General features: G+C 66.6%; 26 protein-coding genes and 1 tRNA gene. 16 read left to right on the top strand and 11 right to left on the bottom strand.

Features of this window, described 5'->3' with window-relative positions; genetic code table 11:
• Nucleotide 1: 1 nt before the first annotated feature.
• Nucleotides 2–1342 carry a 3-oxoacyl-ACP reductase gene (locus tag AC2JAJ_RS18060; RefSeq protein ID WP_486414974.1) on the top strand — a complete coding sequence of 447 codons (1341 nt, stop codon included), beginning with the start codon at nt 2–4 and terminating at the stop codon, nt 1340–1342.
• Complete coding sequence (locus AC2JAJ_RS18055) at nt 1339–2277, top strand: MaoC family dehydratase (protein ID WP_486414975.1); 939 nt, start codon at nt 1339–1341, stop codon at nt 2275–2277. The genes AC2JAJ_RS18060 and AC2JAJ_RS18055 overlap by 4 nt, the downstream gene beginning before the upstream one ends.
• Here the strand turns inward: AC2JAJ_RS18055 and AC2JAJ_RS18050 are convergent.
• The 5 genes from AC2JAJ_RS18050 to AC2JAJ_RS18030 all read right to left on the bottom strand — a co-directional run bounded on the left by AC2JAJ_RS18050 (nt 2274) and on the right by AC2JAJ_RS18030 (nt 6823).
• Nucleotides 2274–3326 carry an FUSC family protein gene (locus AC2JAJ_RS18050; protein WP_473697281.1) on the bottom strand — a complete coding sequence of 351 codons (1053 nt, stop codon included), beginning with the start codon at nt 3324–3326 and terminating at the stop codon, nt 2274–2276. The two genes, AC2JAJ_RS18055 and AC2JAJ_RS18050, sit on opposite strands and share 4 nt — an antisense overlap.
• Before the next feature lie 94 nt (nt 3327–3420).
• A complete protein-coding gene (locus AC2JAJ_RS18045) occupies nt 3421–4530 on the bottom strand; it encodes a serine hydrolase domain-containing protein (RefSeq protein WP_486414976.1) in 1110 nt (369 codons plus the stop codon).
• Nucleotides 4531–4561: 31 nt separating this feature from the next.
• Nucleotides 4562–5644: a glutathione S-transferase family protein gene (locus AC2JAJ_RS18040; RefSeq protein WP_486414977.1), complete on the bottom strand. Its 1083-nt coding sequence runs from the start codon at nt 5642–5644 to the stop codon at nt 4562–4564.
• A gap of 9 nt (nt 5645–5653) precedes the next feature.
• Nucleotides 5654–6394 carry a M50 family metallopeptidase gene (locus AC2JAJ_RS18035; RefSeq protein WP_486416772.1) on the bottom strand — a complete coding sequence of 247 codons (741 nt, stop codon included), beginning with the start codon at nt 6392–6394 and terminating at the stop codon, nt 5654–5656.
• Between the two features lie 126 nt (nt 6395–6520).
• Complete coding sequence (locus tag AC2JAJ_RS18030) at nt 6521–6823, bottom strand: DUF4193 domain-containing protein (RefSeq protein WP_221385062.1); 303 nt, start codon at nt 6821–6823, stop codon at nt 6521–6523.
• Nucleotides 6824–7027: 204 nt separating this feature from the next.
• Here AC2JAJ_RS18030 and AC2JAJ_RS18025 point away from each other — a divergent pair, with 204 nt between their 5' ends.
• From AC2JAJ_RS18025 to AC2JAJ_RS18015, 3 genes are all read left to right on the top strand, one after another.
• A complete protein-coding gene (locus AC2JAJ_RS18025; protein WP_486414978.1) occupies nt 7028–8167 on the top strand; it encodes a glycosyltransferase family 9 protein in 1140 nt (379 codons plus the stop codon).
• Nucleotides 8164–9135, top strand: a complete 972-nt coding sequence (locus AC2JAJ_RS18020; protein WP_486414979.1) for a glycosyltransferase family 9 protein — start codon at nt 8164–8166, stop codon at nt 9133–9135. Before AC2JAJ_RS18025 ends, AC2JAJ_RS18020 begins: the two co-directional genes overlap by 4 nt.
• 194 nt (nt 9136–9329) lie before the next feature.
• Complete coding sequence (locus AC2JAJ_RS18015) at nt 9330–9704, top strand: three-helix bundle dimerization domain-containing protein (protein WP_486414980.1); 375 nt, start codon at nt 9330–9332, stop codon at nt 9702–9704.
• A gap of 28 nt (nt 9705–9732) precedes the next feature.
• On the opposite strand, the gene AC2JAJ_RS18010 is transcribed toward AC2JAJ_RS18015, so the two are convergent.
• Together AC2JAJ_RS18010 and AC2JAJ_RS18005 are read right to left on the bottom strand one after the other, a co-directional pair.
• Nucleotides 9733–10131 carry a nuclear transport factor 2 family protein gene (locus AC2JAJ_RS18010; protein WP_486414981.1) on the bottom strand — a complete coding sequence of 133 codons (399 nt, stop codon included), beginning with the start codon at nt 10129–10131 and terminating at the stop codon, nt 9733–9735.
• 45 nt (nt 10132–10176) lie between these two features.
• A complete protein-coding gene (locus AC2JAJ_RS18005) occupies nt 10177–11199 on the bottom strand; it encodes an NADPH:quinone reductase (protein ID WP_486414982.1) in 1023 nt (340 codons plus the stop codon).
• 205 nt (nt 11200–11404) lie between these two features.
• On the opposite strand from AC2JAJ_RS18005, the gene AC2JAJ_RS18000 reads away from it, so the two are divergent.
• Nucleotides 11405–11941, top strand: a complete 537-nt coding sequence (locus AC2JAJ_RS18000) for a GNAT family N-acetyltransferase (RefSeq protein ID WP_486414983.1) — start codon at nt 11405–11407, stop codon at nt 11939–11941.
• Nucleotides 11942–12058: 117 nt separating this feature from the next.
• On the opposite strand, the gene AC2JAJ_RS17995 is transcribed toward AC2JAJ_RS18000, so the two are convergent.
• Nucleotides 12059–12141 (bottom strand) — tRNA-Leu (locus AC2JAJ_RS17995).
• Between the two features lie 168 nt (nt 12142–12309).
• Between AC2JAJ_RS17995 and AC2JAJ_RS17990 the strand changes: the two genes are divergently transcribed.
• Nucleotides 12310–13614 carry a M20/M25/M40 family metallo-hydrolase gene (locus AC2JAJ_RS17990; RefSeq protein ID WP_221385056.1) on the top strand — a complete coding sequence of 435 codons (1305 nt, stop codon included), beginning with the start codon at nt 12310–12312 and terminating at the stop codon, nt 13612–13614.
• A gap of 7 nt (nt 13615–13621) precedes the next feature.
• On the top strand, nt 13622–14785 hold the full coding sequence (locus AC2JAJ_RS17985; protein WP_486414984.1) for an acyl-CoA dehydrogenase family protein: 1164 nt from the start codon (nt 13622–13624) through the stop codon (nt 14783–14785).
• 23 nt (nt 14786–14808) lie between these two features.
• Here the strand turns inward: AC2JAJ_RS17985 and AC2JAJ_RS17980 are convergent, their stop codons facing one another.
• Complete coding sequence (locus AC2JAJ_RS17980; protein WP_221385054.1) at nt 14809–15042, bottom strand: DUF5703 family protein; 234 nt, start codon at nt 15040–15042, stop codon at nt 14809–14811.
• A gap of 40 nt (nt 15043–15082) precedes the next feature.
• Here AC2JAJ_RS17980 and AC2JAJ_RS17975 point away from each other — a divergent pair, with 40 nt between their 5' ends.
• The gene (locus AC2JAJ_RS17975) at nt 15083–15349 is read left to right on the top strand and encodes a hypothetical protein (RefSeq protein ID WP_454486272.1); all 267 of its coding nucleotides are present in this window, start codon (nt 15083–15085) and stop codon (nt 15347–15349) included.
• A 22-nt stretch (nt 15350–15371) separates the two neighbouring features.
• Here AC2JAJ_RS17975 and AC2JAJ_RS17970 read toward each other — a convergent pair whose 3' ends face one another.
• A complete protein-coding gene (locus tag AC2JAJ_RS17970; RefSeq protein WP_486414985.1) occupies nt 15372–16304 on the bottom strand; it encodes an aldo/keto reductase in 933 nt (310 codons plus the stop codon).
• A 51-nt stretch (nt 16305–16355) separates the two neighbouring features.
• On the opposite strand from AC2JAJ_RS17970, the gene AC2JAJ_RS17965 reads away from it, so the two are divergent.
• Together AC2JAJ_RS17965 and mshC are read left to right on the top strand one after the other, a co-directional pair.
• Complete coding sequence (locus tag AC2JAJ_RS17965; RefSeq protein ID WP_486414986.1) at nt 16356–17189, top strand: undecaprenyl-diphosphate phosphatase; 834 nt, start codon at nt 16356–16358, stop codon at nt 17187–17189.
• A 15-nt stretch (nt 17190–17204) separates the two neighbouring features.
• The gene (gene mshC, locus AC2JAJ_RS17960) at nt 17205–18482 is read left to right on the top strand and encodes a cysteine--1-D-myo-inosityl 2-amino-2-deoxy-alpha-D-glucopyranoside ligase (protein WP_486414987.1); all 1278 of its coding nucleotides are present in this window, start codon (nt 17205–17207) and stop codon (nt 18480–18482) included.
• Nucleotides 18483–18577: 95 nt separating this feature from the next.
• On the opposite strand, the gene AC2JAJ_RS17955 is transcribed toward mshC, so the two are convergent.
• Complete coding sequence (locus AC2JAJ_RS17955) at nt 18578–19483, bottom strand: PAC2 family protein (RefSeq protein ID WP_221385049.1); 906 nt, start codon at nt 19481–19483, stop codon at nt 18578–18580.
• Nucleotides 19484–19634: 151 nt separating this feature from the next.
• On the opposite strand from AC2JAJ_RS17955, the gene AC2JAJ_RS17950 reads away from it, so the two are divergent.
• The 5 genes from AC2JAJ_RS17950 (at nt 19635) to dop (ending at nt 26168) form a co-directional block, all read left to right on the top strand.
• Nucleotides 19635–20345, top strand: a complete 711-nt coding sequence (locus tag AC2JAJ_RS17950) for an HAD family hydrolase (protein ID WP_486414988.1) — start codon at nt 19635–19637, stop codon at nt 20343–20345.
• Complete coding sequence (locus AC2JAJ_RS17945) at nt 20338–21504, top strand: site-2 protease family protein (protein ID WP_486414989.1); 1167 nt, start codon at nt 20338–20340, stop codon at nt 21502–21504. Before AC2JAJ_RS17950 ends, AC2JAJ_RS17945 begins: the two co-directional genes overlap by 8 nt.
• 95 nt (nt 21505–21599) lie before the next feature.
• Complete coding sequence (locus AC2JAJ_RS17940) at nt 21600–22664, top strand: tRNA (adenine-N1)-methyltransferase (protein WP_486414990.1); 1065 nt, start codon at nt 21600–21602, stop codon at nt 22662–22664.
• An 82-nt stretch (nt 22665–22746) separates the two neighbouring features.
• Nucleotides 22747–24498 carry a proteasome ATPase gene (gene arc, locus AC2JAJ_RS17935; protein WP_221385047.1) on the top strand — a complete coding sequence of 584 codons (1752 nt, stop codon included), beginning with the start codon at nt 22747–22749 and terminating at the stop codon, nt 24496–24498.
• On the top strand, nt 24495–26168 hold the full coding sequence (dop, locus tag AC2JAJ_RS17930; protein WP_501053233.1) for a depupylase/deamidase Dop: 1674 nt from the start codon (nt 24495–24497) through the stop codon (nt 26166–26168). The genes arc and dop overlap by 4 nt, the downstream gene beginning before the upstream one ends.
• Nucleotides 26169–26230 lie beyond the last annotated feature (62 nt).

The raw sequence follows: 26230 nt of genomic DNA, 5'->3' as shown, positions 1-26230 counted from the left end.
CATGACGGATACATACACCCAATTGGTCAGCAGCGGCCCGGCCCGGAGCCTCGCTAAGAAGCTTGGCTTGCCGCAGCCGGTGGCCCTTCGCCGCTACGAGCCGGGCCAGCCGTTGGTCACCGGTCCGGTCGTCGTACAGGGAAGCACGGCCGGTGCGGACAAGCTCGCCGCCGAACTGCTGTCCTGGAACCTGGACGTCCGGCGGCATGCCGTCCCGGCGGAGAAGCTGGGGGCCATCATCCTGGTCCTGGACGAACTGGAGCATCCGGCAGACCTCGAAAAGCCTGTGCTGGCTGCCGCCGCCTCCCTGCGCGACCTGCGGCCGGGCGGCCGCGTCATCACGGTATCCCGCCCAGCGTCGGAAGCCTCCTCTCCTGCGTCTGCTGCGGCACGGCAGGGGGTGGACGGCTTCCTGCGGTCACTCGCGAAAGAGCTGCGCGCCGGAGCAACGGGCAATGGCGTGCTGCTGGCGGACGGGCTGCCCCCGACCAGCCCCAGCTCGCTCGGTGCCATCCGGTTCTTCCTCTCCGGCCGGTCGGCGTTCGTGGACGGACAGTTCCTGACGGTCTCCAGCGAACACGGCGAACTACCCGGCGACCCCGAAAAGCCACTGGTCGGGAAAGTGGCTGTTGTGACCGGTGCGGCGCGCGGCATCGGCGCCCAGATTGCCCGCACGCTGCACCGCGACGGCGCCACCCTGGTCCTCGTGGACATCCCGGCGGCAGGTGACCAGCTGGCGGCCGTGGCCAACGGGGTGAGGGCCACGGCCCTGCAGCTGGACATCAGTGCGGCCGACGCCGGGCAGCGGATTCTCGACCACGCAGTGCAGCGGCACGGCCGGCTGGACATCGTGGTCCACAATGCGGGGATCACGCGGGACAAGCTCCTTGCGAACATGGACCAGGCCCGATGGAGTTCGGTCATCAACATCAACATTGCCGCCCAGCTCCGGATCAACGAGGCCCTGCTGGCATCGGAGCACTTCCGCTCTTCCCCGCGCATCGTTTCGGTTGCCTCCACCAGCGGTATCGCGGGAAACCGCGGGCAGACCAACTATGCGGCCTCGAAGGCGGGAGTGATGGGAATGGTCCACGCCACTGCGCCGCTGCTGGCTGCCCGCGGCGGAACCATCAACGCCGTCGCCCCAGGCTTCATAGAAACCGAGATGACCGCACGCATTCCCTTTGCAGTCCGGGAGGTGGCCCGCCGCCTGAACTCGCTGCAGCAGGGCGGCCTGCCATCCGATGTAGCGGAAACGATTGCGTTCCTTGCCAGCGACGCCGCCGGCGGTATCAACGGAGAGGTGCTGCGGGTGTGCGGGCAGAACCTGGTGGGGGCATGACGCTGCCGCAGACGGTGATCCTCCCCGAGATGCCGTCCTTGTCCAAGCTCTATGTCAATGCTGCCGCGCAGGCTGCGCGGCGGAGGCTTCTGGGCGCGCACGACACTGCCACCCTTCCGGCTGAAGGGCATGAGGTCAGGGGAGTCAGGGTCGACGTCGAAAACCTCACGGCATACCAGCACCTGATCGGCGAGACCGCCAGCGACGTCCTGCCTGCCGGCTTCATCCACGCCCTCGCCTTTCCCCTGGCCATGAGCGTGCTGAACCGCGACGACTTTCCGCTGCCCCTGCTCGGCATGATCCACGTGCGGAACAGCATTGAACAGCGCTCGCCGCTGGTGTTCACGGATCTCCTGGATGCCACCGCCCGGGTGGAGAACCTGCGCGGGCACCGGGCCGGCACGCAGGTGGACGTCGTGGCGGAAGTGGGCCCGGCAGGGACCGGGCGTGTGCACTGGCGGGGGGTTTCGACGTACCTGGCCAAGGGCGTTTTCCTGCCGGGAATCGATAAAGCCTCCGCTGCCGAACCGATAGCCGACTTCTCAGCGCCCGATCCCACCGCCCTGTGGCACCTGGGGGTGGATACTGGCCGCGCGTACGCCGCGGTGTCGGGGGACTTCAACCCGATCCACCTCAGCGTGCTGTCCGCCAAGGCACTGGGCATGCGGCGTTCCATCGCCCACGGCATGTACCTTGCTTCCCGGGCGCTCGCAGACGTGGGCCCCGCCCGGGGGGACTCCTTTGCCTGGGACGTGGAATTCGAAGCGCCCGTGTTCCTTCCGTGCCGCGTTGCGCTGGAAATCAGCACGGAGCAAGGCGGAGCGGGTGCGTGGAAGCGTTCCACCTTCGTTGCGTGGAATCCGCGGTCGGGCCGGCGCCACTTCAGGGGGACGGTGGAGGCGCTCCATGAAGCCCACGGCCTGCCGGTGACCTAGGTGGCCGGTTGGACGGCCCGCAGGATCCGGTGCAGGCTGAGGAGTATCGACTCGGAGGCAGGGACCGTTCCCTGGCCGGCGTCCCGGTCGGCGGTGGCGGCCATGCAGGCCTCCACCGCCGCCTTTGCGGCGTCGAAGCTGTCCCTCGGAACGTCCACATCGGTGTCGTTGTAGGAGGACAGCAGTACTCCGGTGGCTGAGATGGCGTCGGCCAGTGGTTCGCTGTCCTCCAGCGGGATGGCGTAGGGGACGTCGTCCTTCCAGATCACGTCGGAGAGCACGTCCGTCATGTCCTGGATGTGGAACGTCACCCGCTCCAGCTCCCGGAGGTGGCGATAGTCCTGGTCCACGTCCCGGGGGTGCAGCTTTCTCCGGGGATTGGCGCGGCGGCTGGCGTCCGCCTCCTTGACAAGGTGCCGCACGGACCTGGCGGCCTCTGCCAGCTCATCGGAGCGGCGGGACCATTCCTCGTGCTCCGGAGGCCAGTTTTCCTTGAGTGCGGCGCCCATGTCGGTCAGTTGTTTTCCCAGGGCCAGGCGCAGTTCGGCCAGGCTCGCTGCCGCGGCGCTCAGATGCAACGGGGGGAAAATCAGGAAGTTGACCGCCACGCCCACAGCCACGCCGGCCCCCATCTGCACCAGGTATCCGAAGGAAAAGTCGTCCGGGTTCTTGCCGCCAACCAGCAGCACCAGCAGGGCCGCCGTCGGGATCCAGTCGCTGCCTGAGCCTATGCGCGGGAGCCCGCCCAGCAGCACACCAATGCCCATGAAGATGGCCACCGTCAGCGGTGAGGGGTCTGCGATGCTGACCAGGATGAAGGCGAGTCCAATACCCAGCGCCAATCCGGCAAGGGTCTGCAGGCCCTGGCGGACAGAGCCGGCAACATTGTGGTACATAGCCACGAGTGCGCCCAGCGGCGCATAGTAGGCGTAATGCGAGGCCGCGCCCGGCATGAGCGGTGCGATCATGAACGCGAGCCCTGCGGCCAAAGCCGCTTTTCCTGCCAGCTGCAGCCGTTGGGCCGCAAAGGCCGCTGAAAGTCCTTCCACTGCCTGTTTGAGAAATTGGGTCCCCCGAGCCCACCGTACGTCCGGTCGTGCTTGAGTATTACCCATCCGGTTTACAGTAGGCGGCAACGGCGCCTTAGGACAAGGCGGCGGCCGCGCGCCGCACCTCGGCGGCCAGCCGGTGTGCCCTGCCTGGCGTGCGGCCCTCTTCAGCCCTGCGTGGTATGTAACCAAAACCAATCCCGTAAGCGGGGTCGGCGAATCCGAGGGCCGCATTGGCTCCCTCGTGGCCGAACGCGCTCCGGCTGCCGAAGTTCCGCGACGGATGGGGTTTCATGAACACCACGGCGAACGCGTTGTCCAGTCCTGAGGACCGGTCCAGGCCCCACACCTGCTCGCGCGACATCGCCTGGATGGTCGAGGCCGACAGGAATGCCGGCCGCCCGTCAACGCCCGTGACCGCAGCAGCATAAAGCCGGGCGAGCCCCTCTGCCGAACCCACGCCGCCGGCGGCAGACATGCCGGCAGCCCGGACTGCCCGGATATTGGGTAGCTCCATGATGGTGCTGACGGGTGCGTTGCTGTTGACACCCTCAAGGCTCAGCGGATCCACCCACGCCTGCTCAGGGTCTTCCTGGTACAGGACCTCCAGGAACCGCGGTTCCTCGTCCCCGGGCAGGCCAAGGAAGAAGTCCACGCCCTCAGGCCGGCGGATCCGCCGGTCATAGAGGTCCTGCAGTTCCTCGCCTGCAGTGCGGCGGCAAAGTTCCTCCATGAGGATGCCGATGGTCAGCGCGTGGTATCCGAACTGCCGGCCGGGTTCCCAGGAAGGTGCGGCAGCGGCAAGCCGGGCCGCCGCCCGGGGCGTGGTGAACTCGTCAAGCGCGAAGCCGCCGTCGGGGCCCATCAGGCCGGCCTGGTGCGACAGAGCCTCACGGACCAGCAGCCTGTCCTTTCCGTGGACGGCGAACTCCGGCCAGTAGTACGCAACCTGCTTGTCCAGGTCGAGGAGTCCGTCCTGGACAAGCAAAGCGATGACCATCGCGCCAACACCCTTGGAGCAGGAATAGGCGCCGGTAATGGTGCCGGGCGCCATGTCCGGACCGCCGGTCAGGCTGACCACCTGGGCGCCCTTGTGGTACGCGGACAGTTGGGCGCTGTACCCGGCGTCGGAAGCAAGGAAGGACTGGAACAATGCGAGCACGTTCTCATAGCCGGGCGCAACAAAGCCGAGGGGAGTCTGCATCCTCCCAGTCTAGACGGAAAGCGTTTTCCTTCTAGTGCGCCGCTCCGTGCCCGGCTGCGACTTCCTCTCCGGCCTTGACCGGACCCGGCGGTGTTCCGTCGCCAAACGGCCGGCCGCCAAGGGAATCCCGGCCATGGTCCTCCAGCCACCCGGCCAGGTCAGGGCCGGCGGGAACGATCCCGGTGGGATTGATGTCCTCGTGCACGATGTAGTAGTGCTGCTTGACCTGCACGAAATCGATGGTGTCCCCGAAACCCGGCGTCTGGAACAGGTCCCGGGCATAGCCCCACAGGTTCGGCATCTCGCTGAGCTTCTGCCGGTTGCACTTGAAGTGTCCGTGATAGACCGGATCGAACCTGGCAAGCGTGGTGAACAACCGGACGTCGGCCTCGGTGATGGTGTCTCCCACGAGGTAGCGCTGGCGGGAGAGGCGGTCCTCAAGCCAGTCCAATGCAGTCCACAGCCTGTCGTACGCCGAGTCGTACGCCTCCTGGGACCCGGCGAAGCCACAGCGGTAGACACCGTTGTTGACCTCGGTGAAGATGCGCTTGTTGACCTGGTCAATTTCCGCGCGGAGGTGGGCCGGGTAGAGCTCCGGTGCGCCCGGCCGGTGAAACTCGGTCCATTCGGTCGAAAAGTCCAGCGTGATCTGGGGAAAGTTGTTGGTCACCACTTGGCCGGTGGAAACCTCGACGATGGCCGGAACCGTGATCCCGCGGGGGTAGCCGGGGAACCTCTTGAAGTACGCCTCCTGCAGGCGTTCGATCCCCAGGACCGGATCCACCCCTCCGGGGTCGAGGTCGAAGGTCCAGGAGCGGGCGTCGTGGGTGGGTCCGGGCTGTCCAAGGGAAATGGCATCCTCCAGCCCCAGCAGCCTGCGGACAATGACCGTCCTGTTGGCCCATGGGCATGCCCTGGCCGCGATCAGCCGGTAGCGGCCGGATTCCACTGGCCAGCCGGGTTCGCCGTTGTTGCCGGGAGCGCCCTCCCTCGTGATGCGGTCCTCGATGTAGTTGGTGTCGCGGGTGAACTCCGCGCCGCCGGTCACGTAGGCTCCGCGGGTGCTGTGCTGGGCAGGGGCTGCGGTATGGGTGCTGTCTGTTTCCTGGCTCATGGCACCAGACTATGCGCCTTTGAGCAGGATGGTTGAGACCGGCTGCCACGCCGCGAACCACGCTCCGGCCACCAGGACGGCGAACAAAGCGATCCACAGTGCGGACGGAACGGCCGTGGCACGGTACAGCAGGTAGGCGTCGGAACTTCCCAGGCGCTCACGGCGACGCACGTGCACGTTCGCCAGCTTCAGGAGGTCCCGGACGGCGGTGACGAGCAGCGCAAGGCCGAGGCAGACCGCCACATGGCCCGTGAAAGCAGCAGGCACCAGGACGATGAGGGCCGCAATACCGGCAATGGCGGCACCTGTGATCAGGAAACCGGCGGCATTGCGCAGGAACAGCAGGGACACAGCCAGCGTCAGGGCGCTGGCCGCCATGGCGGCCGGGCCCCATCCACTGACGCCCGCCCAGACGAAGGCCGCGCCAACGATCGCGGGGACCGGATACCCCCAGAAGCAGGACCAGGCCGTTGCCAGCCGGCTCCGGCTGCGGGTGGTGGTGGTCCCGGAGTGGTCAAGGCGAAGCCGGATGCCCGAGAGCCTCTGGCCGGTGGTTACGGCGGCGAAGGCGTGCCCCAGCTCATGGGTGGCGGTGGCCAGGAGGCCGAAGTAGCGCCATGAACGCCGGGGGATGGACAGTGTGATCGCTGCCGCAAGAGTCAGCAGCATCTCCGTCCAGGTGATGTCCGGGACGGGTGCCTGGAGGAAGGCGTTCGTGAAGGTGTCCCAGAATCTGCCGGGGCTGGTCAATGCTGCCTCCTGGCGGCCGGTCGTCGTCGTATATTCCTTGCCCACGCCAGCGGTGCTGGCCGGGGGGCTTAAAGCCGAAAGGCACGCCAGGGCGTGCCTACGGATGACGTTGCGGAAGTGTGTCGCTTAGCCTTCGCACTCGGTGCAGTAGCTGTGGCCGTCCTTCTGGCGGGCGATCTGTGACCGGTGCCGCACCAGGAAGCAGGAGTAGCAGGTGAACTCGTCCTCGGCCTGTGGAATGACCTGGACCACGAGTTCCTCCGCGACAAACTCACCGCCAGGGACCCCGGCGCTGTCCAGTCCGTCAGCTTCGTCAAGCTCCAGCACAACGCTGCGTGCGTCGGGAGCATTGGCTGACTGGAGCTGCTCGAGGGAGTTGTCCTGCGATTCCTTGACGTCGGAGCGCAGTTCATCGTAATCGGTTGCCACTTTAGGTGCTTCTCTTTTCTTTGGTTCGCTTTCGGGTATGAAACGTACAGCATCAACCCCCTATTCCCCAACAGGGGGCGTAGATCCGCCGCCTGTTGGGTAAAGGATCAGCAAGCAGCCAACAGGTTTGAGACCGCGTTCCGGCTGCATGGGCAACGAAGGGGCGGCGCAGGCCGTTCCCAGCGACTAGGGAAGGGTCCTTACATGGAGCAACTCACGGCGGAGTTCGGTGGGGCCGCACAAATTGGCATGGGCGTTGGTCCGGTCCTGGAGAAATTTCCGGACGTCGCCAGGATCGCCGTCCTGCGCGGCGGTGGGCTCGGTGACCTTATCTTCGCCATTCCGGCCATGGCGGCGCTTAAGGCTGCCTATCCCGGGGCGGAGCTCACCCTTCTGGGCACTCCCATCCACCAGGCACTGCTGGACTCCGTCACGAGCCCGGTGGATGAGGTGCGGGTGCTGCCGTTCGCCGAGGGCGTTCGGCCGGGGGAGGAGGACGCGGAGGCGCTGGAGGAGTTCTTTGCCGACATGCGCGGACGCAACTTCGACCTCGCCGTCCAGCTGCACGGCGGCGGCCGCTACTCAAACCCGTTCCTGTCGCGGTTGGGCGCACGCCATACGGTGGGCACCCGGACTGCTGACGCCGCAAGCCTGGAACGGACAATCCCATACCTCTATTACCAGCACGAGCCCTTGAGGGCGCTGGAGGTGGCCGGCTTCGCGGGCGCCTTCCCCGTGGACCTGGAGGCGCGGCTGGCCCCCGCCGGCGGGGGAGCCTTGCAGGACAGGGGAGACGACGACGGGCGGCCACTGGTGGTGCTTCATCCAGGGGCTACCGACCCACGGCGCCGGTGGCCGGCAGAAAAGTTCGCCGAACTCGCGGCTGCCTGCGCTGCGGACGGTTCCCGGGTGGTGATCGTCGGCGACGGCAGTGAACAGGAGCTGGCCGAACGGATCAGCGGACTTGCATCCTCGTCCGCGGTGTCCTCGGTCGCCGGTGCCCTCGACATGGCGGGCCTTGTGGCGTTACTTGCCAGGGCCGACGCCGTCGTGGCCAATGACAGCGGTCCCCGGCACCTGGCCCAGGCCCTGGGTGTCCCCACGGTCGGAATCTTCTGGGTGGGTAACGTCATCAATGCCGGAGCGCTCGGCAGGAGCCTGCACCGCGTCCACGCTTCCTGGGTGACGGCCTGCCCTACGTGCGGCATCGACGTGACCCAGGTCGGCTGGACAGCTCCGCGCTGCTCCCACGACGAATCGATCGTGGGCACCATCGGAGTGCAGGATGTATATGAGGATGTGCGCAGCCTGACGGCCACCGGGGCCGCAAAGGGGAAGGCATGAACGGCGGGGGAGCTGCACAGGAGGCCGTGGACAGCTTCCTGCCTGATGGCAAGCCCGAGCTCCTGGTGCTTCGCGCCTTGAAGCTGGGAGACCTGTTGGTTGCCGTGCCGGCTCTGAAGGGGATCCGCCGCGCGTTTCCCGGGCACCGGCTGAGGTACGCGGCGCAGGGCTGGCTGTCCGAAGCGCTCGGGCTGGTAGGCGGCTACGAGTTGCTGCCCACCCACGGCCTTGACGAGCCGTTGGCGATGGAGCCGGGCGTGGTGGATGTTGCCGTCAACCTGCATGGCAGCGGTCCGGAGAGCCAGGGCCGGATCGAAGCGCTCAAGGCGCGGCAGGTGATTGGACACCGCAGCCCGCATCGTGAAGGGCCGCCCTGGCGGCCGGAACTGCATGAACGCGAACGGTGGGTCCGCCTCGTGGAATGGCACGGAATAGCGGCCGACCCGCTGGACGTCCATTTGGACAAACCCCATGTTCCAAGTCCCATCCCCGGTGCGACAGTCCTCCATGTGGGCGCGGCCTACGGCAGCAGGCTCTGGCCGGCAGAACGCTTCGCCGCAGTGGCCGCAGCGCTCGCAGAAGCAGGGCACCAGGTGGTCTTCACCGGCGGCCATTCCGAGAAGGACAGGGCTGAAGAGGTCTGCCGCCTCGCGGGGCTGCCTTCGGAAGCTGTGCTGGCCGGAGTGCTGGGGCTGGGCCAATTTGCGGCTACGATTGCCTCCGCCCGCTTGGTGATCTCCGCTGATACCGGCGCCGCTCACCTGGCATCCGCCTACGGCACGCCGTCCGTGGTGCTGTTTGGCCCGGCGCCACCCGAAATTTGGGGTCCGCCGCCGGGACCCCACGTCGTGCTCACCCGGGCTGAACTGCGGCGTGGTGACACGTTCGCCGCCCAGCCGGACCCGGCCCTGCTGGCGGTCCAGGTGCAGGACGTCATGGCAGCCGTCAGGGGGCTGGGGCTACTTTAGGAACGTGGGCCAGCGCATCCTGAATGTGGTTCTGCCAAGGGTTGCAGCGCGCCGCCAAGGCCTAGAATGTGGTATGGGCACTGAGATGGCAATTGCCTTGGTGTTTGTGACGGCGTTCCTGTGGATGGCAGTAACGCTGACGATTTTGTCCGCCATTGACCGGCCGGAGCGGAAAGCGCGGCGGCAGGAACGGCGTGACATACGGGACGCGCGGCGGATCGAGTACCGGCCGGTGGCCGCTGGGACGCAGGGGCGGAACCGGCACCCCCGGCCCCGAAGGCTGCACCCTCACTGACGGCGAGGATAACCGCTTCCGCACCTGCCCGACTGCCGGGTCAAGTCTTGACCGCAGCCGCCCATGGGCCGACACTTTTGCGATGGGCGTGAGTGAAGAGTTGCGGGCGTTGGCGGAAGTGGTGGACCGGCTGGCGGCCAGGTTTCCCGGTCTATCCAGGGAACAGATCGAGGACGTCGTCCAACAGGAGCACAGACTGCTGGACACGGGGAGGGTGCGCGCGTTCGTGCCCGTCCTGGTCGAGCATGCGGCCCGGGACCGGCTGGCGCGGTGAATCCGGCAAGGCGCTACCCGGTGCGCGATCACTCGGCGACGGTGTCGCCGTGGCGGTGTGCCACCTTCCAGAGGCCGTCTTCCCGGCGATAGACCTGCGTGGCACGCAGGACGTAACTGCGGGGCATGCCGTCGACGGACGCCGATGTATGTTCCAAACCGGCAGTGTAGGCCATGTCGCCCTGGACGTCGTAGGCCAATAGTTCAAACTCGTATGCCGTGCACTTCGAAAACTGTTGCGCAAGGCTGGCGAACAATTCGTCCAGCTCCCTTTGCCCGAAGGCACTTCGCCATGCGCCCAGGACACTGACGGGTTCGTTGCGGGACCAGACGGCACGGCGTGGTCCCGCGTCGCCGTTGTGGAGAGCCAGTTCGGCGTCGTGCAACGCAGTCCGTACCCAGGCCAGGAAATCATCGGAGTCAGTCACCGCTCCAGTATGCGCCGGGCCGCCCATTCATGTCGGCAAGGCCGCTTAGGGGGCTGCGATGTCGACGAGCACCTTTCCAACCGTGCCCTGTTCAACGGCGTCGTGGGCTGCAGCCGTCGCCTCGAGCGGGAAGCGGGTCACCGGCAGCCCGTGTTCCTCCCCGACGCGGAGCGCGCCCGCGGCCAGGGCGTCCGCCACGGCGGCCACTGCGTGCTGTTTCTGCTCGTCCGTGACGGTGTAGGTGAGGATGAACTGGTACCGGACGTTCTTTGTCATGCTTTCGCGGATGGGCACGTTGAGTGATTCCCCGGGGTTGGCGGCGTAGATGGAGATGGTTCCCCCGGGTTTGAGCACCTGCAGGTCCGTGCCGATGTTCGCTGGGGCGTTGACGTCCACGATGATGTCAACACCCTCCGTCACTTCCGCGCGGACTGAAGCAACGACGTCGTCCGTCCGGTAGTTGACCACCTTCGCCGCACCGGCGCGCCGCGCGAGGTCAGCCTTCCGGTCCCCGCTGACGGTTGTGATGACTGTTGCACCGGCCCAGCATGCGAGCTGGATGGCGGCGTGCCCCACCGCACCGGCGCCGCCGGTGACCAGCACGGTCCGGCCCGCCAGGGCCCCCGCGGAGAGCCTGGCAGGCCCGTCCTCGTTGGACGTCAGTGCCCGGTGCGCTGTCAACGCTGGTATCCCCAGGGAGGCGCCGGTGTCGAAGGACTCGATGTCGGGAAGCGCCACGGCCTTATGCGCCGGTACGACGACGTACTCCTGGGCCGTGCCTTCATTGCAGCCCCAGGCAACATCCCAGAGCCAGACCCGGTCACCAACACTGAGTCCACCCACTCCGGGGCCTACTTCGTCGATCACGCCGGCTCCGTCCTGGTTAGGGACCTTGGGTGCGTCAAGCTTCTTGCTCCCGCCTCCGGACCGTGATTTCCAGTCAGTGGGATTCACCCCGGACACCACGAGCCGGACCCGGACTTCGCCGTCCCCGGGGTTGGCGATCGGCCTGTCCTGAAACCGCAATACCGTCGAAGGCCCTGTCTCTGCGTATACGATCGCTTTCACTTCTGCTCCCATGTCCCGATCCGGTCTGGCGTACCGCACCAACCTATCGCTGTCCCTGGCCCTGGAAACGCACCGCGATGCCAATGGGGGCGGCCGGGTCCTCAATCCTCGCACCAGCGCTGATGTCCATTGCATGGACAGGCATCTGTGGCCCCGGACTTCGCGCGGGGCCCCACGAGGGCACCCGGATGGGTAGTGTGGGCGGATGGATTTCTCTTCTGTCCTCGCAGGCGGCATCGTGCTCCGGCCAGTCCAGGAATTGGATGCCCGGGCGCTGGCAGAGGCATTCCAGCGGAACCGCGCACACCTCGCCCCGTGGGAGCCAATCCGCCCCGAGACGTTTTACACGGTCCACGGCCAGCGAGAGGTGATCACCAGGCAGCGTGGAGAACTCGCCGCGGGCACGGCTCTTCCGATGGTGCTGGCAAGGGGCAGCAGCGTCGTCGGGCTGCTGACGCTGAGTTCGATCGTGCGCGGTGCCTTCCAGAACGCACACCTTGGCTACTGGATTGACCAGGCGCAGCAGGGGTCCGGAGTCATGACCGCGGCGGTGGGCGCAGCCGCGGACATCGCCAAGGCGGTGCTGAACCTGCACCGCCTTGAAGCCGCGACGCTGGTGCACAACACCGCGTCCCAAAGGGTGCTTGAGAAGAACGGCTTCGAGCCCTATGGCACGGCGCGCGGCTACCTCCGGATAGCCGGCCAGTGGCAGGACCACCGATTGTTCCAGCGGATACTCTGACCTCCGGGTACGTCCCCGCCTTAGGTCGCCAACCCGGGACGGCCGGCGAGCGGGCCGCGTGGCGCAGGAACGAAGAAAGCCCCGGAAAATCAACGATTTTCCGGGGCTTCCCATATGTGCGCGGAGGGGGACTTGAACCCCCACCCCCTTTCGAGGACTAGCACCTCAAGCTAGCGCGTCTGCCATTCCGCCACCCGCGCAGGTGGTATTCGGGGAGCCGTTCACACCTTTCAGTGTTTCGCGCCTCTCCGAAGCAGCGAGAAAAACTCTAACACGACTTTTCGTGAACAACGAATCGGGCCAACTCGGTAGGCTGAGGGCAGCGATTCAGCCCGTTTTCCACCCAGTCCCAAGCGAGGAGCCTTCACATGCCTGACGTCCTGCCCCAGGATGAAGTAGTCCGGATCTGCCAGGAGCTCATCCGGATCGACACCTCCAACTACGGTGACGGATCCGGACCGGGGGAGCGGGCTGCCGCCGAGTACGCCGCCGGGCTGATCGAAGAGGTGGGCCTTGACGCCGAGATCTTCGAGTCCGCCCCCGGCCGCGCCAACGTGGTCACCCGCATGGCCGGCGAGGACCCGTCCGCCAGCGCACTCGTAGTGCACGGCCACCTGGACGTCGTTCCGGCCCTTCGCGACCAGTGGTCCGTCGACCCGTTCGGCGCCGAACTGAAGGACGGCCTCATCTGGGGCCGCGGCGCCGTCGACATGAAGGACATGGACGCCATGATCCTCTCGGTCCTGCGGGGCTTCGCAAGGGAAGGCAGGAAGCCCAAACGCGACATCATCTTCGCCTTCTTCGCCGACGAGGAAGCCGGCGGCGTCTACGGCGCCCGGTACGCGGTGGACAACCGCCCCGAACTGTTCGAGGGCGCCACCGAGGCCATCTCCGAGGTGGGCGGCTTCTCCGCCACCATCGGCGGCCAGCGCACCTACCTCCTGCAGACCGCCGAGAAGGGCATCTCCTGGCTCCGGCTCGTGGCCCACGGCCGCGCGGGCCACGGGTCCCAGATCAACACCGACAACGCCGTCACCCGGCTTGCCGGGGCCGTCACACGCATCGGCGAATACAAATGGCCCATCGAGCTCACACCCACCACCCGCCAGTTCCTGGACGGCGTGACCGAACTCACCGGGGTGGAGTTCGACGCCGACAATCCGGACCTCCTGCTCAGCCAGCTTGGAACAGTGGCGCGCTTCGTTGGAGCGACCCTGCAGAACACCACCAACCCGACGCTCCTCAAGGGCGGCTACAAGCACAACGTCATCCCGGAGTCGGCGGAAGCGCTGGTGGACTGCCGGACCCTGCCGGGCCAGGAACAGCAGGTCCTCGAAATCGTCCGCGAGCTTGCAGGCAACGGCGTCGACGTCAGCTACGTCCACAATGACGTCTCCCTTGAGGTCCCGTTCGCCGGCAACCTCGTGGACTCCATGATCGATGCCCTGCACAAGGAGGACCCCGGCGCCAAGGTCCTGCCCTACACCCTCTCCGGCGGTACGGACAACAAATCGCTGAGCCGCCTCGGAATCACCGGCTACGGCTTCGCGCCGCTGATGCTTCCGGACGAGCTGGACTTCACCGGCATGTTCCACGGCGTCGACGAACGGGTCCCCGCCGACTCCCTCAAGTTCGGCGCCAGGGTGCTCGACACCCTGCTGACCAACTACTGAGGCCCTGGTGACGACCCCGGAGCAGCTCCTGCCCGACACCCTCCTGGAGCGGATCCGCAGCCGCGCCGGGGGTTATGACCGCGACAACGCGTTCTTCCACGAGGACCTGCAGGAGCTTGCCGCCGCCGGGTACCTGAAGCTTTTCGTTCCAGCGTCCGACGGCGGCCCGGGCTTCGGGCTTGAAGCGGCGGCGCAGTGCCAGCGAAGGCTGGCAACGGCGGCGCCGGCCACCGCCCTGGCCGTCAACATGCACCTCGTCTGGACCGGCGTCGCGCACGTCCTGGCCGCCCGGGGCGACGACTCCCTGGACTTCGTCCTCCAGGAGGCCGCGCAGGGCGAGGTGTTCGCGTTCGGCAACTCCGAGGCGGGCAATGACGCGGTCCTCTTCGACTCACGGACGGTTGCCGAACGTGACGCGGACGGCGGATACACGTTCACCGGGACGAAGATCTTCACCAGCCTTTCCCCGGCGTGGACACGGCTGGGGATCTTCGGCAAGGACCAGCACGCGCGGAACGGCGACGGGGAACTGGTCCACGGCTTCATCACCCGCCAGACCCCCGGGTACCGCATCCTCGACGACTGGGACACCCTGGGGATGCGCGCCAGCCACTCCGCCACCACCGTCCTGGAGGGCGTACACGTGCCGGCTGACAGGATTTTCCGCAAGCTCGCCGTCGGGCCAAATCCGGACCCGCTGGTCTTCGCGATCTTCGCCTGCTTCGAAACCCTGCTCGCCGCCGTCTACACAGGCTTGGGCGAACGCGCACTGGCCGTAGGGGTGGAGACGGTAAAACGCCGCACTTCGTTCAAGAACAGCGGACGAAGCTACGCACAGGATCCGGACATCCGCTGGAAGGTGGCAGAGGCCGCCATGGCCATGGACAACCTGTACCCGCAGCTGAAGACCGTGGCCGCCGACGTCGACGCCCTGGCGGACCACGGGGCGCAATGGTTCCCGAAGCTGGTGGGCCTGAAGGTGAACGCGACGGAAACGGCTCGTCGCGTTGTGGACCTGGCCATCCGCGTCAGCGGGGGCTTGAGCTACTTTCGGGGGTCGGAACTTGAGCGGCTGTACCGGGACGTGCTCGCCGGGATGTTCCACCCGTCCGACGACGAATCAGCCCACAACACGGTGGCCAACGCCTGGCTCGGGCCCTTGGAAGACTAGGCGGCCCGCTGGGCGGCGCGGCTCTAGACGGTCCGTTGGACCTGCATCACCCGGCGGCGCAGCCAGAAGCGCCGGCCGCCGCCAACGTAAAGCTTGCTGCGTTCCAGTTCCCACTTGCCGTATTCGGAGTGTTCCACCAGGCGGCGGCGCGCTTCAGGCAGGGAATCATCGGCGCTGACGGTCAGTACGAGGTACTCGTACTGCCTGGCATAGTCCCGTTCCCGCTGGACCGAGCTGGTGAGAAATTGTTCCTTCATTTGCTCTCCATTTTCGTCCGTTTCCGGCTAACGTGAAGTCATGAGCATCGATCCGCGTGTCGCGCTTTCGTCCCTGACCACCGCTTTGGAAGAACACCTTATAGCAGCATCGAACCGCCGCGGTGACGGTGACCCCTCAGTCGAGTCGGCATTTTTCGCCGTCGCCGACGCCTTCGAAGTCTACGAAGACGCACTTTACGAGGCCTACAACGAAGTAACCCCGCTGCAGGTCTTTGACGACGAAGACGAAGAGGAAGAGGAAGCCGACGTGGACGAGGACGAGGACCTCGAGATCGTCGAAGAATAAGGGTAAGCGGCAGCCTCAGCAGTCAGGCGGCTGAAACGTCCTCCAGCGCCCGGGCAATCTGGGGCGGCAGCGGCGTCAGCTGCGCATCCAGGAGTTCCTTTAGCTGCACGGGTGTGCGCGGACCCACGATCGCGGTGGCGACGTTGTGCTGTGACAGCAGCCAGGCCAGCGCGACGTCCTGCGGGGTACGGCCCAGGCCGTTGGCGGCCATGCAGACGGCGTCCACAATGCGGGAAGGCTTCTCGCCAAGATATTTCTCCACATACGCGGCCCCATTTCCGGACGCGCCACGGGAGCCGGCGGGGATGCCGCCACGGTATTTCCCGGTGAGGACTCCGCGGCCAAGCGGACCCCAGGCCATCAGGCCCAGCCCGGCGTCTTCGAGGGCCGGTATCAGTTCAGCCTCGGCCCGCCGTTCAAGGAACGAGTATTCAGCCTGGGCCGCCACCAGCGGGAAGCTGCTGACGGCGGCGGCCTTGGCCGCCTGCCAGCCCCGGAAATTGGAGATCCCTGCGTAGCGTGCACGCCCGGTCCGCACAGCAAGCTCCAGTGCGGACAACGTTTCCTCCAGCGGCACATTGGCATCCCAGGCCTCCGCGAACCAGACATCAACGTAGTCCGTGCCCAGCCGTGCCAGGCTCGCGTCCAGGCCGGTGAGCATCGCATTACGCGACGCATCCACCGCCCGCCGGCCGTCCGGCGTCGTCATTCCCGCCTTGGTGGAGATGGAAACCTCCGTCCGGGACACCACGTCTCCCAGGAGTGACCCGATGACGGCCTCGGAACCGCCTCCCGCGTAGGACGCGGAAGTGTCCAGGTGGCGCCCACCGGCGTCGAGGAAAGTGCGCAGCAGTTCGGAAGCGTCCTGTTCGTCGGTTTCTCCACCCCAGGACCGGGTGCCCAGGGAGAGGGCCGAGACTCGCAATCCACTGTTGCCGACGTAGCGCTGCTGCATAGCAGCTAGCTTACGGGCAGAACCACCGCTGCCATGCCGTAGGGTCTTAGCGTGAACTGGTTTGAAGCGGCCCTGCTGGGCCTAGTGCAGGGACTGACCGAATTTTTACCGATTTCATCAAGCGCACACCTGCGGATCGTGGGCGAGTTCCTCCCCAACGCTGAGGACCCCGGAGCTGCATTCACGGCCATCACCCAGCTCGGCACCGAGACCGCAGTGCTGATCTATTTTTGGCGGGACATCGTCCGGATCGTCAAGGCATGGGCCGGGTCCCTGACGGGGAAGGTGTCGCGGCAGGACCCCAACGCCCGCATGGGCTGGCTGGTCATCCTCGGCAGCCTCCCCATCATCGTCCTGGGGCTGCTTTTCCAGGACCAGATCGAATCAGTCCTCCGCAGCATGTGGCTTGTGGCCACCATGCTGATCGTCTTCGGCCTCATCCTCGCCGTGGCAGACGCTGTGGGCTCGCAGGAGCGTGAACTCAGCCGGCTGACCTACATGCACGGCATCCTCTACGGCCTGGCGCAGGCCATGGCGCTGATTCCCGGCGTATCCCGCTCCGGCGGGACCATCACCGCGGGCCTCCTGATGGGCTACACGCGCGAGGCCGCCGCCCGGTACTCGTTCCTGCTGGCCATTCCCGCCGTTTTCGGCAGCGGGCTCTACCAGCTCTACAAAGTGGTGACCAAAGAAGGCATCACCGGCCCGTTCGGGTTGCCCGAAACGGCGCTGGCCACCGTGATCGCTCTGGTAGTGGGCTATGTCATCATCGGCTGGTTCCTGAAGTTCGTGTCCACCAGGAGCTACCGGCTCTTCGTCTGGTACCGGATCTTCCTGGGCCTTGCCTTGTACCTCCTGCTCGGTTTCGGCGTCATCAGCGCCTAGGACTAGGCTTGGTCTGTGAAATCCTGGACGACCCGCCCCGTACCTGACCTGCCCGGAAACATGCCCGCCCTCCGGCTGTTCGATACCGCCGCAGGCCGGGAGGTGGCGCTGGAGTCCGAAACAAGGCCGTCCATGTACGTTTGCGGCATCACTCCCTACGACGCCACCCACATGGGGCACGCAGCCAGCTACGTGGCGTTCGACCTACTTAACCGTGCGTGGCGGGACGCCGGCGGCGAGGTGTCCTACGTCCAGAACGTCACCGACGTCGACGATCCCCTCCTGGAGCGCGCCACGGCCACCGGCGTCGACTGGCGCGAGCTCGCGGCGGAGCAGGTGGAGCTTTTCCAGACGGACATGGAAGCGCTGAACGTCCTGGCCCCGGACCACTACGTGGGCGCCGTCGAATCGATCGGGCTGATCGTTCCCGAGGTGGAGCGGCTGGTCAGCATGGGCTTGGCGTACACGGTGCCGGGTGCCAACGGTGAGCCCGACGGCGACGTCTATTACGACGTCGAGGCGGCCGGAAAGCAGTCAACCGCTCCCGGCGCCTGGACCCTGGGCTCCATCTCCCACCTCGCCGAAGCCCAGATGCTGGAACTGTTCGCCGAGCGCGGCGGCGACCCCGGACGCGCCGGCAAGCGACAGGCACTGGACCCGCTGCTGTGGCGGGTTGCCCGCGAGGGCGAACCCAGCTGGCCCGGCGGAAGCCTGGGTGCCGGCCGGCCGGGCTGGCACATCGAATGTACCGTCATCGCCCAGAAGTACCTGCCCTCGCCCTTCACGGTGCAGGGCGGCGGCTCCGACCTCATCTTCCCGCACCATGAGATGGGAGCCGGGCATGCCTTCTCCCTGGCCGGGGTGCCGCTGGCCAGGCACTACGCCCACGCGGGCATGGTGGGTCTGGACGGCGAGAAGATGAGTAAGTCCAAGGGAAACCTGGTGCTGGTCTCCAAGTTGCGGGCGGCGGGGGAGGACCCCGCGGCCATCCGGCTGGCCATCCTCGCCCACCACTACCGCTCCGACTGGTCATGGACCGAAGAGGGTTTCGCGGCAGCAAAGGCGGACCTGGCGGCGTGGCGGCAGGCGCTTGGCCATGCCCCGGCCGGATCCGCCGCAGCGTTGCTGCGCGAGATGCGCGAAGCTCTTGCCGCAGACCTTAACGCCCCTGCTGCGGTGGCCGCCGTCTCGCGCTGGGCGCGGAAGGCAAATTCCGACGGCGGTCCGGCCAGTTCCGCGGACCAGGACCTCGTGCGCAACGCAGTGGACGCCCTGCTGGGGATCCGACTCTAAGCTTCGGGGTCCACGGGCTGACAGAAAGGGGGCCCCGCCGGGATTCTTTCCCGGCGGGGCCCCCTTTTTGGTCTAAATGTCAGGGCTGGTTGCCGTCAGGGCCGGTCCTGGCCCCGCCGCTTCAGGTACCGCTCGAATTCACGGGCAATCGACTCGCCACTTGCTTCCGGCAGGTCGGCAGTGTCCTTGGCTTCTTCCAGCTGCCGGACATACGCGGCGATCTCCGGATCCTCGGTGGCCAGTTCATCCACGCCACGCTCCCACGCGTCCGCTTCCTCCGCCAGTTCATGCGTGTCCAGCGGCACCTGCAGCAACTCCTCAATCCGGTGCAGGAGGGCCAGCTGGGCCTTGGGGGAGGGGGCCTGGGCAACATAGTGCGGAACAGCCGCCCACAGCGACACCGTGGGAATCCCCGCCAGGAGCGCCACTTCGGAAAGTACGCCCACGATGCCCACAGGACCTTCGTACTGTGAGGCTTCCAGGTTCATCCGCTCCCGCAGCTGGGCATCATCCGAGGAGGTGCTTACTGGAATGGGTCGGCTGTGCGGAACATCCGCGAGGAGGGCCCCCACCAGGACCACGTAGTCGACGTTCAGTGCCTCGGCGTGGACCAGGAGCTCCGCGGTGTACGCGCGCCACTTATAGGACGGTTCCGTGCCCTGCACGAAGATGACGTCCACGTTGGAATTCGGCGCACTGGCCTTGTAGATCCGGGTGGACGGCCATTTGATCTTGCGCTCCCCGGCCGCGTTCCGCCGGACCGTGGGACGCGTGAACTGGAAGTCGTAGTACTCATCGGCGTCAATGGACGCCACCTTCTTGCCGCCCCACAGCTTGTTCAGGTAGCGCAGCGAATCGCTGGCCGCTTCTCCGGCGTCGTTCCACCCTTCAAAAGCGGCAAGCATCACAGTTACGCGCTGCCCGTCAGCCACTGGCTGCAGGAACCGTTCCCGCTCGGGTCCGGCACCCTGTTCGGCGGTGTCTCCCTCGAAGCTATTCATTTCTTCACCCTACGTCCAAGGAGCTCACTCGTGCAGGGAATGAAGCGCCGCAAATCCCCGGAAGACGAAGGAAGATCCACATTGCCGGTGCCGGCTTCGCCGAGGGCGTAGCCCACAGCCCCCGCCCAGACAGTCCCCGTAGACTGAAGGCATGCGACTGCCAGCCTCCGAAAGCCCGCTCAAAGCCGTCCTCTGGGACATGGACGGAACCATTGTGGACACCGAGCCCTACTGGATCGCTGCAGAGCATGCGCTGGTGGAGGCCCACGGCGGAACCTGGTCCCACGAGCAGGCCATGCAGCTGGTGGGGCAGTCACTGACGTTTTCCGCCGGCCTGCTGCAGCAGGCCGGGGTCAAGCTTGAAATCCGGGAGATCATTGACTCGCTCACCGCCGAGGTGATCAGCAGCGTCAGGCATCAGGTCCCGTGGCGGCCCGGTGCCCGTGAACTCCTGGAGGAGCTGCACCAGGCGGGGGTCCGGTGCGCCCTCGTCACGATGTCGGAGGAGCCACTGGCACGGCAGGTGGTGGACAGCCTTCCCCGGCCGTACTTCGAGATCCTGGTCACCGGCGACACGGTTGCCCGGGGGAAGCCGCACCCAGAGGCGTACCTGACCGCCGTGGAGCTGCTGCAGGAACGCGACCCGGAGCTTGGGATCCACCACTGCGTGGCATTGGAAGACTCCGTTCCCGGGGTGGCCGCGGCTGTTGCTTCCGGCGTAGCCACGGTGGCGGTTCCGCACATCGTGCCGCTGCCTGACGACGGCAGCTACGCGCTCTGGGAATCCCTCGCGGGCCGGTCCCTTGCCGAGCTTGAGGCCCTGCTGGAACCTGCCCCGGCTGCGGGTTATCCCCGTGGCTGAGCCGGCCGGGCCGGGCCGCCGCGAAGGCATCCCGCTGGGACGCATCGCGGGCGTTCCCGTGGTGCTCGCCTACTCCTGGTTTGTTATTGCCGCCTTCACGGTGATTGCCTACGGTCCGGTCCTCGCGCGGAACAACCCGGTGCTGGGGGCCAGCGCCTACCTGGTCGCGTTCGCCTACGCCGTGCTGCTCCTGATCTCCGTCCTGGTCCACGAGCTGGCCCACGCGCTGACCGCCAAGATCTACGGCTGGCCCACCCAGAAGATCGTCCTCAACCTTTGGGGCGGACACACCCAGTTCGAAAGCTTCACGGCGTCCCCCGGCAGGTCCGTCCTGGTGGCACTGGCAGGGCCCGCCGCCAACTTCGTCCTTGCCGGCGGCGCCTGGCTGGTGCTGGCCACCTTCGGCCTGGGAAGCGTCGCCGAGATCCTGACCAACATCTTCATGTGGGCCAACTTCCTCATCGGCATCTTCAACGTACTTCCGGGCCTGCCGCTTGACGGCGGACGCCTCGTCGAGTCCATTGTCTGGAAAGCCACCGGAAGCCAGGCGAAGGGCACCGTCGCCGCGGGCTGGGGAGGCCGGATCATTGTCCTGGCCATCGCGGCCTGGTTCATTCTCCGGCCGCTGGTGGCCGGGGACGAACCGGACTTCAGCCTCCTCATGATCACCGTACTGGTGGGCAGTTTCCTGTGGATGGGCGCGTCTGCGGCCATCCAGCAGGGGAAACTGCGGGGGCGGCTTCCCCTGGTGAGTGCAGCGGCCTTGTCGACGCCGGCTGCCGGGCTTCCTGCCACCGGCACCGTTCACGATGCGTTGGCTTTGGGAGCTGCGGAAGGCGTATCCGTGGTGGTGTGCGGATCCGACGGCAGGCCCCAGGGCGTGGTGGACCCCCGTGCGCTGGCCTCAGTGCCGGCACCGGCGGCGGCCTCGACCCCCGTGACGGCGGTTTCCTTCCCGCTCGCACCCGGCGCCTACGTGCCGGAATGGTCCAAGGGGCAGGAGCTGATCCAGTTCCTGTCGCAGCTCGAAGGGCGCCACTACGCCGTCGTCGACCACAACGGCAGGGTGACCGGTTTGCTGACCCAGGAAGCCGTCCTTGCCGCCATGACAGGAAAGCGTCCCCCCAACGATAGGTACCCGCAGGGCCAGAACCGGTAGAGTTACCTGCCGGTCATGCATTGCCGCCGGGAACCACGACGTCCAAAGACCCAGTGGCGGCGGCACCATAGGTTTACAAGAGCGAGGAAGACATCATGAGCAGCGAAACCGCCGTCAACGACGCCCAGGGAGCAGCACCAACACATGCTGCCGCCAGCGGCTCGCAGCCGGTGGGTGCTGCCCGTCGCCGCGGCCCTTTCCGCGAAGGGGAACGCGTCCAGTTGACCGACGAGCGGGGGCGCATGAACACCATCACCCTTGAGCGCGGCGGCGCCTTCCACACCCACCGCGGCTTCCTGAACCACGACGAGATCATCGGCAAGGTGGACGGGTCGGTGGTCGTTAACAACGTGGGCCAGCAGTACCAGACCCTGCGCCCGCTGCTCTCCGACTTCGTCCTCTCCATGCCGCGCGGGGCCGCCGTCGTCTATCCAAAGGACGCCGGCCAGATCGTCACCATGGCGGACATCTTCCCCGGGGCACGCGTCGTGGAGGCGGGCGTCGGCTCCGGCGCGCTGTCCATTTCCCTGCTCCGCGCCGTCGGCGACAACGGCTACCTGCACTCGTTCGAACGCCGCGAAGAGTTCGCCGACATCGCCCGTGGAAACGTCGAGACCATCTTCGGCGGCCCGCACCCGGCATGGCAGGTTTCCCTCGGGGACTTCCAGGAAGAAGTGGTCAAGGCCGAGGCACCCGGCTCCGTGGACCGGGTGGTCCTGGACATGCTGGCGCCCTGGGAGTGCCTCGACGCCGTCGCCACTGTCCTTGCGCCGGGCGGCGTCTGGATCAACTACGTGGCCACGGTGACCCAGCTTTCCCGCACCGCTGAAGCCATCCGTGCCGATGGCCGCTTCACCGAACCGGATGCCTGGGAATCCCTGGTCCGCGGCTGGCACCTCGAGGGCCTCGCCGTCCGCCCCGACCACCGGATGGTGGCCCACACAGGATTCCTGCTGGTCACCCGGCGGCTCGCCGACGGCGTCACCGGCATTTCGGTCAAGCGCCGCCCCTCCAAGACGGAGTTCAACGAAGAAGACGTGAACGCCTGGACCCCCGGCGCCGTAGGCGAGCGGGCAGTGTCAGACAAGAAGCTCCGCCGCGCCGCCCGCGACGCCATCGCGGGGACGAACGTCGTGGACACCCCCGAGGTCACGAACTAGTCCAGATTTCGAGAGTCTCCATCCCTACCCGCCCTCTTGGGACTAATGTCTTAAGAGAAGCGCAGGAAGGGGCTGATACATCATGGAGACACCAAACCAGGACTCCGGACGTACACCGGCAGAGCAGTCTGCCGCCAACGACCTCTCGGTTGCTGACCGCCAGGTCAACATACTTCGGGACAAGCTCAGGCACATCGACCGCCAGCTCGCAGCGGCAACGCAGAACAACTCGAAGCTGGTCAGCATGCTTGAGACTGCGAAGGCAGAGATCCTCCGCCTGAAGAACGCCCTCGACCAGGAAGGGCAGCCGCCCTACAGCTTCGGCACCATCCTCCAGATCAACCCGAAGCGGCAGCCCTCGCCGGGCAGCAGCGGCCAGGCCGCCACGGAGGAATCGGTGGACATCTTCAATGCGGGCCGGAAGATGCGCGTGGGCGTCAGCCCGCTGGTCAACATCAACCAGCTCGCCGTGGGGCAGGAAGTCCTCCTCAATGAGGCACTGCTGATCGTCGCCGGGCTCGGGTACGAACGCGCCGGCGAGCTGGCCACGCTGAAGGAGATGCTGGGACGGGACCGTGCCCTGGTGGTCGGCCGGGCAGACGAAGAGCGCGTGGTCCGGCTCTCCGGCGCTCTCCTGGCGGAAAAGCTCCGGGTGGGCGACGCCCTCTCCGTGGACTCGCGGACCGGCTACGCCCTGGAAAAAGTCCCGCGCTCCGAAGTGGAAAACCTGGTCCTCGAAGAAGTCCCGGACATCACCTACGAGGACATCGGCGGCCTCGGCCCGCAGATCGAACAGATCCGCGACGCCGTCGAGCTGCCGTTCCTGCACCCTGACCTGTACCGGGAGCACGGACTGAAGGCCCCCAAGGGCATCCTGCTGTACGGCCCTCCGGGCTGCGGCAAAACGCTCATCGCCAAGGCCGTGGCCAATTCGCTGGCTGCCCGGGCCGCCGAACGCTCGGGAAACGTGGACCTCAAAAGCTACTTCCTGAACATCAAGGGCCCGGAACTCCTGGACAAGTACGTTGGCGAAACGGAGCGGCACATCCGGCTGATCTTCTCCCGCGCACGGGAAAAGGCCTCCGACGGCAGCCCGGTCGTGGTGTTCTTCGATGAAATGGATTCGCTGTTCCGCACCCGCGGGACGGGCATCTCGTCCGACGTCGAAACCACCATCGTGCCGCAGCTCCTGAGCGAGATCGACGGCGTGGAGCGGCTCGACAACGTCATCGTCATCGGCGCCTCCAACCGTGAGGACATGATCGACCCCGCAATCCTGCGGCCCGGCCGCCTGGACGTGAAGGTCAAGATCCAGCGACCCGATGCCGAAGCCGCCGCCGACATCTTCAACAAATACATCACCCCGGACCTGCCCTTCCACGAATCGGACCTGGCCGAGCACAACGGGGACGTCCAGGCCACCGTGGATGCCATGGTGCAGCGCACAGTGGAGGCCATGTACTCCACGGACAAGTCCAACGAGTTCCTTGAGGTCACCTACGCCAACGGCGACACCGAGATGCTCTACTTCAAGGACTTCAACTCCGGTGCCGTGGTCCAGAACGTAGTGGACCGGGCCAAGAAGTACGCCATCAAGGACCTGTTGACCACCCACCAGAAGGGGCTGCGCATCGAGCACCTGCTGCGTGCCGTGGTTGACGAGTTCCGCGAGCACGAGGACATGCCCAACACCACCAACCCGGACGACTGGGCACGCATCTCGGGCAAGAAGGGTGAGCGCATCACCTACATCCGCACCATCGTCCAGGGCAAGGCCGGGCAGGAGCCGGGCAAGTCGATCGAGACCATGCCCACCACGGGACAGTATCTATGACCGGAGCACAGGGACCCGCCGCCGGGGAAGGACTCCCCGTCGGCGGGGCGATGCGGGTCATGGGAGCCGAGACCGAATACGGGATCCACGCCCCCTCCGCACCTTCCGCCAATGCCACCATGATGAGCGCCCGGGTGGTGCAGGCGTATGCCCAGGTCACCCGGCAGCGTGCCGCCGGCGGCGCGGAAACGCGGTGGGACTACACGGACGAAGAGCCCCTGCACGATGCCCGCGGCTGGACGGTGGACCGGGGCGCCGCGCACCCCAGCCAGCTCACGGACCAGCCACCAGTGCTCGACGCCGAGGCGGTCGCCTTGGCGTACGGGCGCGAGGAACTCGAACTCGACGGGCAGGACGAATCAGGCACCCTCCTGATGAACATGGTCCTGGGCAACGGCGCGCGGCTCTACGTCGATCATGCACATCCTGAATACTCCAGCCCGGAGGTGACAAATCCCCGGGACGCTGTGGCGTGGGACGCCGCCGGCGACCTGGTGGCCCTGGCTGCCGTACGCAGGCTGGCAGCGGACCCTGCCCTGCCTCCCGTAAACCTGTACAAGAACAACACGGACAACAAGTCCGTCTCCTACGGGTCGCACGAGAACTACCTCATGCCCCGCTCCGTACCGTTCGGGGACATTGTGCGTGGGCTGACTCCTTTCTTTGTCAGCCGCCAGGTTATCTGCGGTGCCGGCCGGGTGGGGATCGGCCAGGACAGCGGCGTTCCGGGCTTCCAGATCAGCCAGCGGGCTGACTTCTTCGAAGCCGAAGTGGGCCTGGAAACCACCATCCGCAGGCCCATCATCAACACCCGGGACGAACCCCACTCCACCGCGGACAAATACCGGCGGCTGCACGTCATCATCGGCGACGCCAACCTCAGCCAGGTCTCCAATTACCTCAAGTTCGGGACCACAGCCCTGGTGCTCAGCCTCGTCGAGGCGGGACTGGCGCCCAGGATCGAAGTCCATGAACCAGTCATGGCCCTCAAAACCGTGAGCCACGATACCTCGCTGACAGCCAGGTTCCGGCTGGTGGACGGCAGGCGGGTCACCGCCCTGGACCTGCAATGGATGTACCACGAGGCAGCCGCCAAGCTTGCCCAGGACACCGGGGTGGGGGACGCGGTGGACGGCGATGGGCACACCCACGAGGTGCTGGAACGGTGGGCCACCGTCCTGACCCAGCTCGACAGTGACAGGGCGGCCGCGGCCTCCTCGGTCGAGTGGCTGGCCAAGCTTTCCCTGCTGGAGGGTTACCGGCAACGCGACGGACTGGAATGGAGCGACGCCCGGTTGGGGCTGGTGGACCTCCAATGGGCCGACATCAGGCCCGAGAAAGGCCTGTACTACCGCCTCCTGGCCCGGGAGCGGATGCAGCGGGTGGTGGAGGACTCCGCCATCGCCACCGCAGTATCGGAACCGCCCGCAGATACCCGGGCGTTCTTCCGGGGCAAATGCATCAGCACCTTCGGCAAGGATGTGGTGGGCGCAAGCTGGGACTCCGTGATCTTCGATGTGCCGGGGTATGGCCGGCTCCAGCGCGTGCCCACCCGGGAGCCGCTCAGGGGAACGAAAACCCTGACCGGAGCGTTGTTCGAGCGCTACCGCGAAGCGGGCCCGTTCCTCGGTGAACTGCTGGGACACAATAGCGCTCCGCCTGCGGCATAAACCGCGCCGGACGGCCCGTACCGTGGCAGGATGGGCATATCAGCGGATCCGCCGGATCCACT

Source organism: Arthrobacter sp. MOO21 (assembly GCF_057369995.2).
Note: the sequence above shows the minus strand (reverse complement) of the source record. Positions and strands in the feature narration are given on the sequence as shown.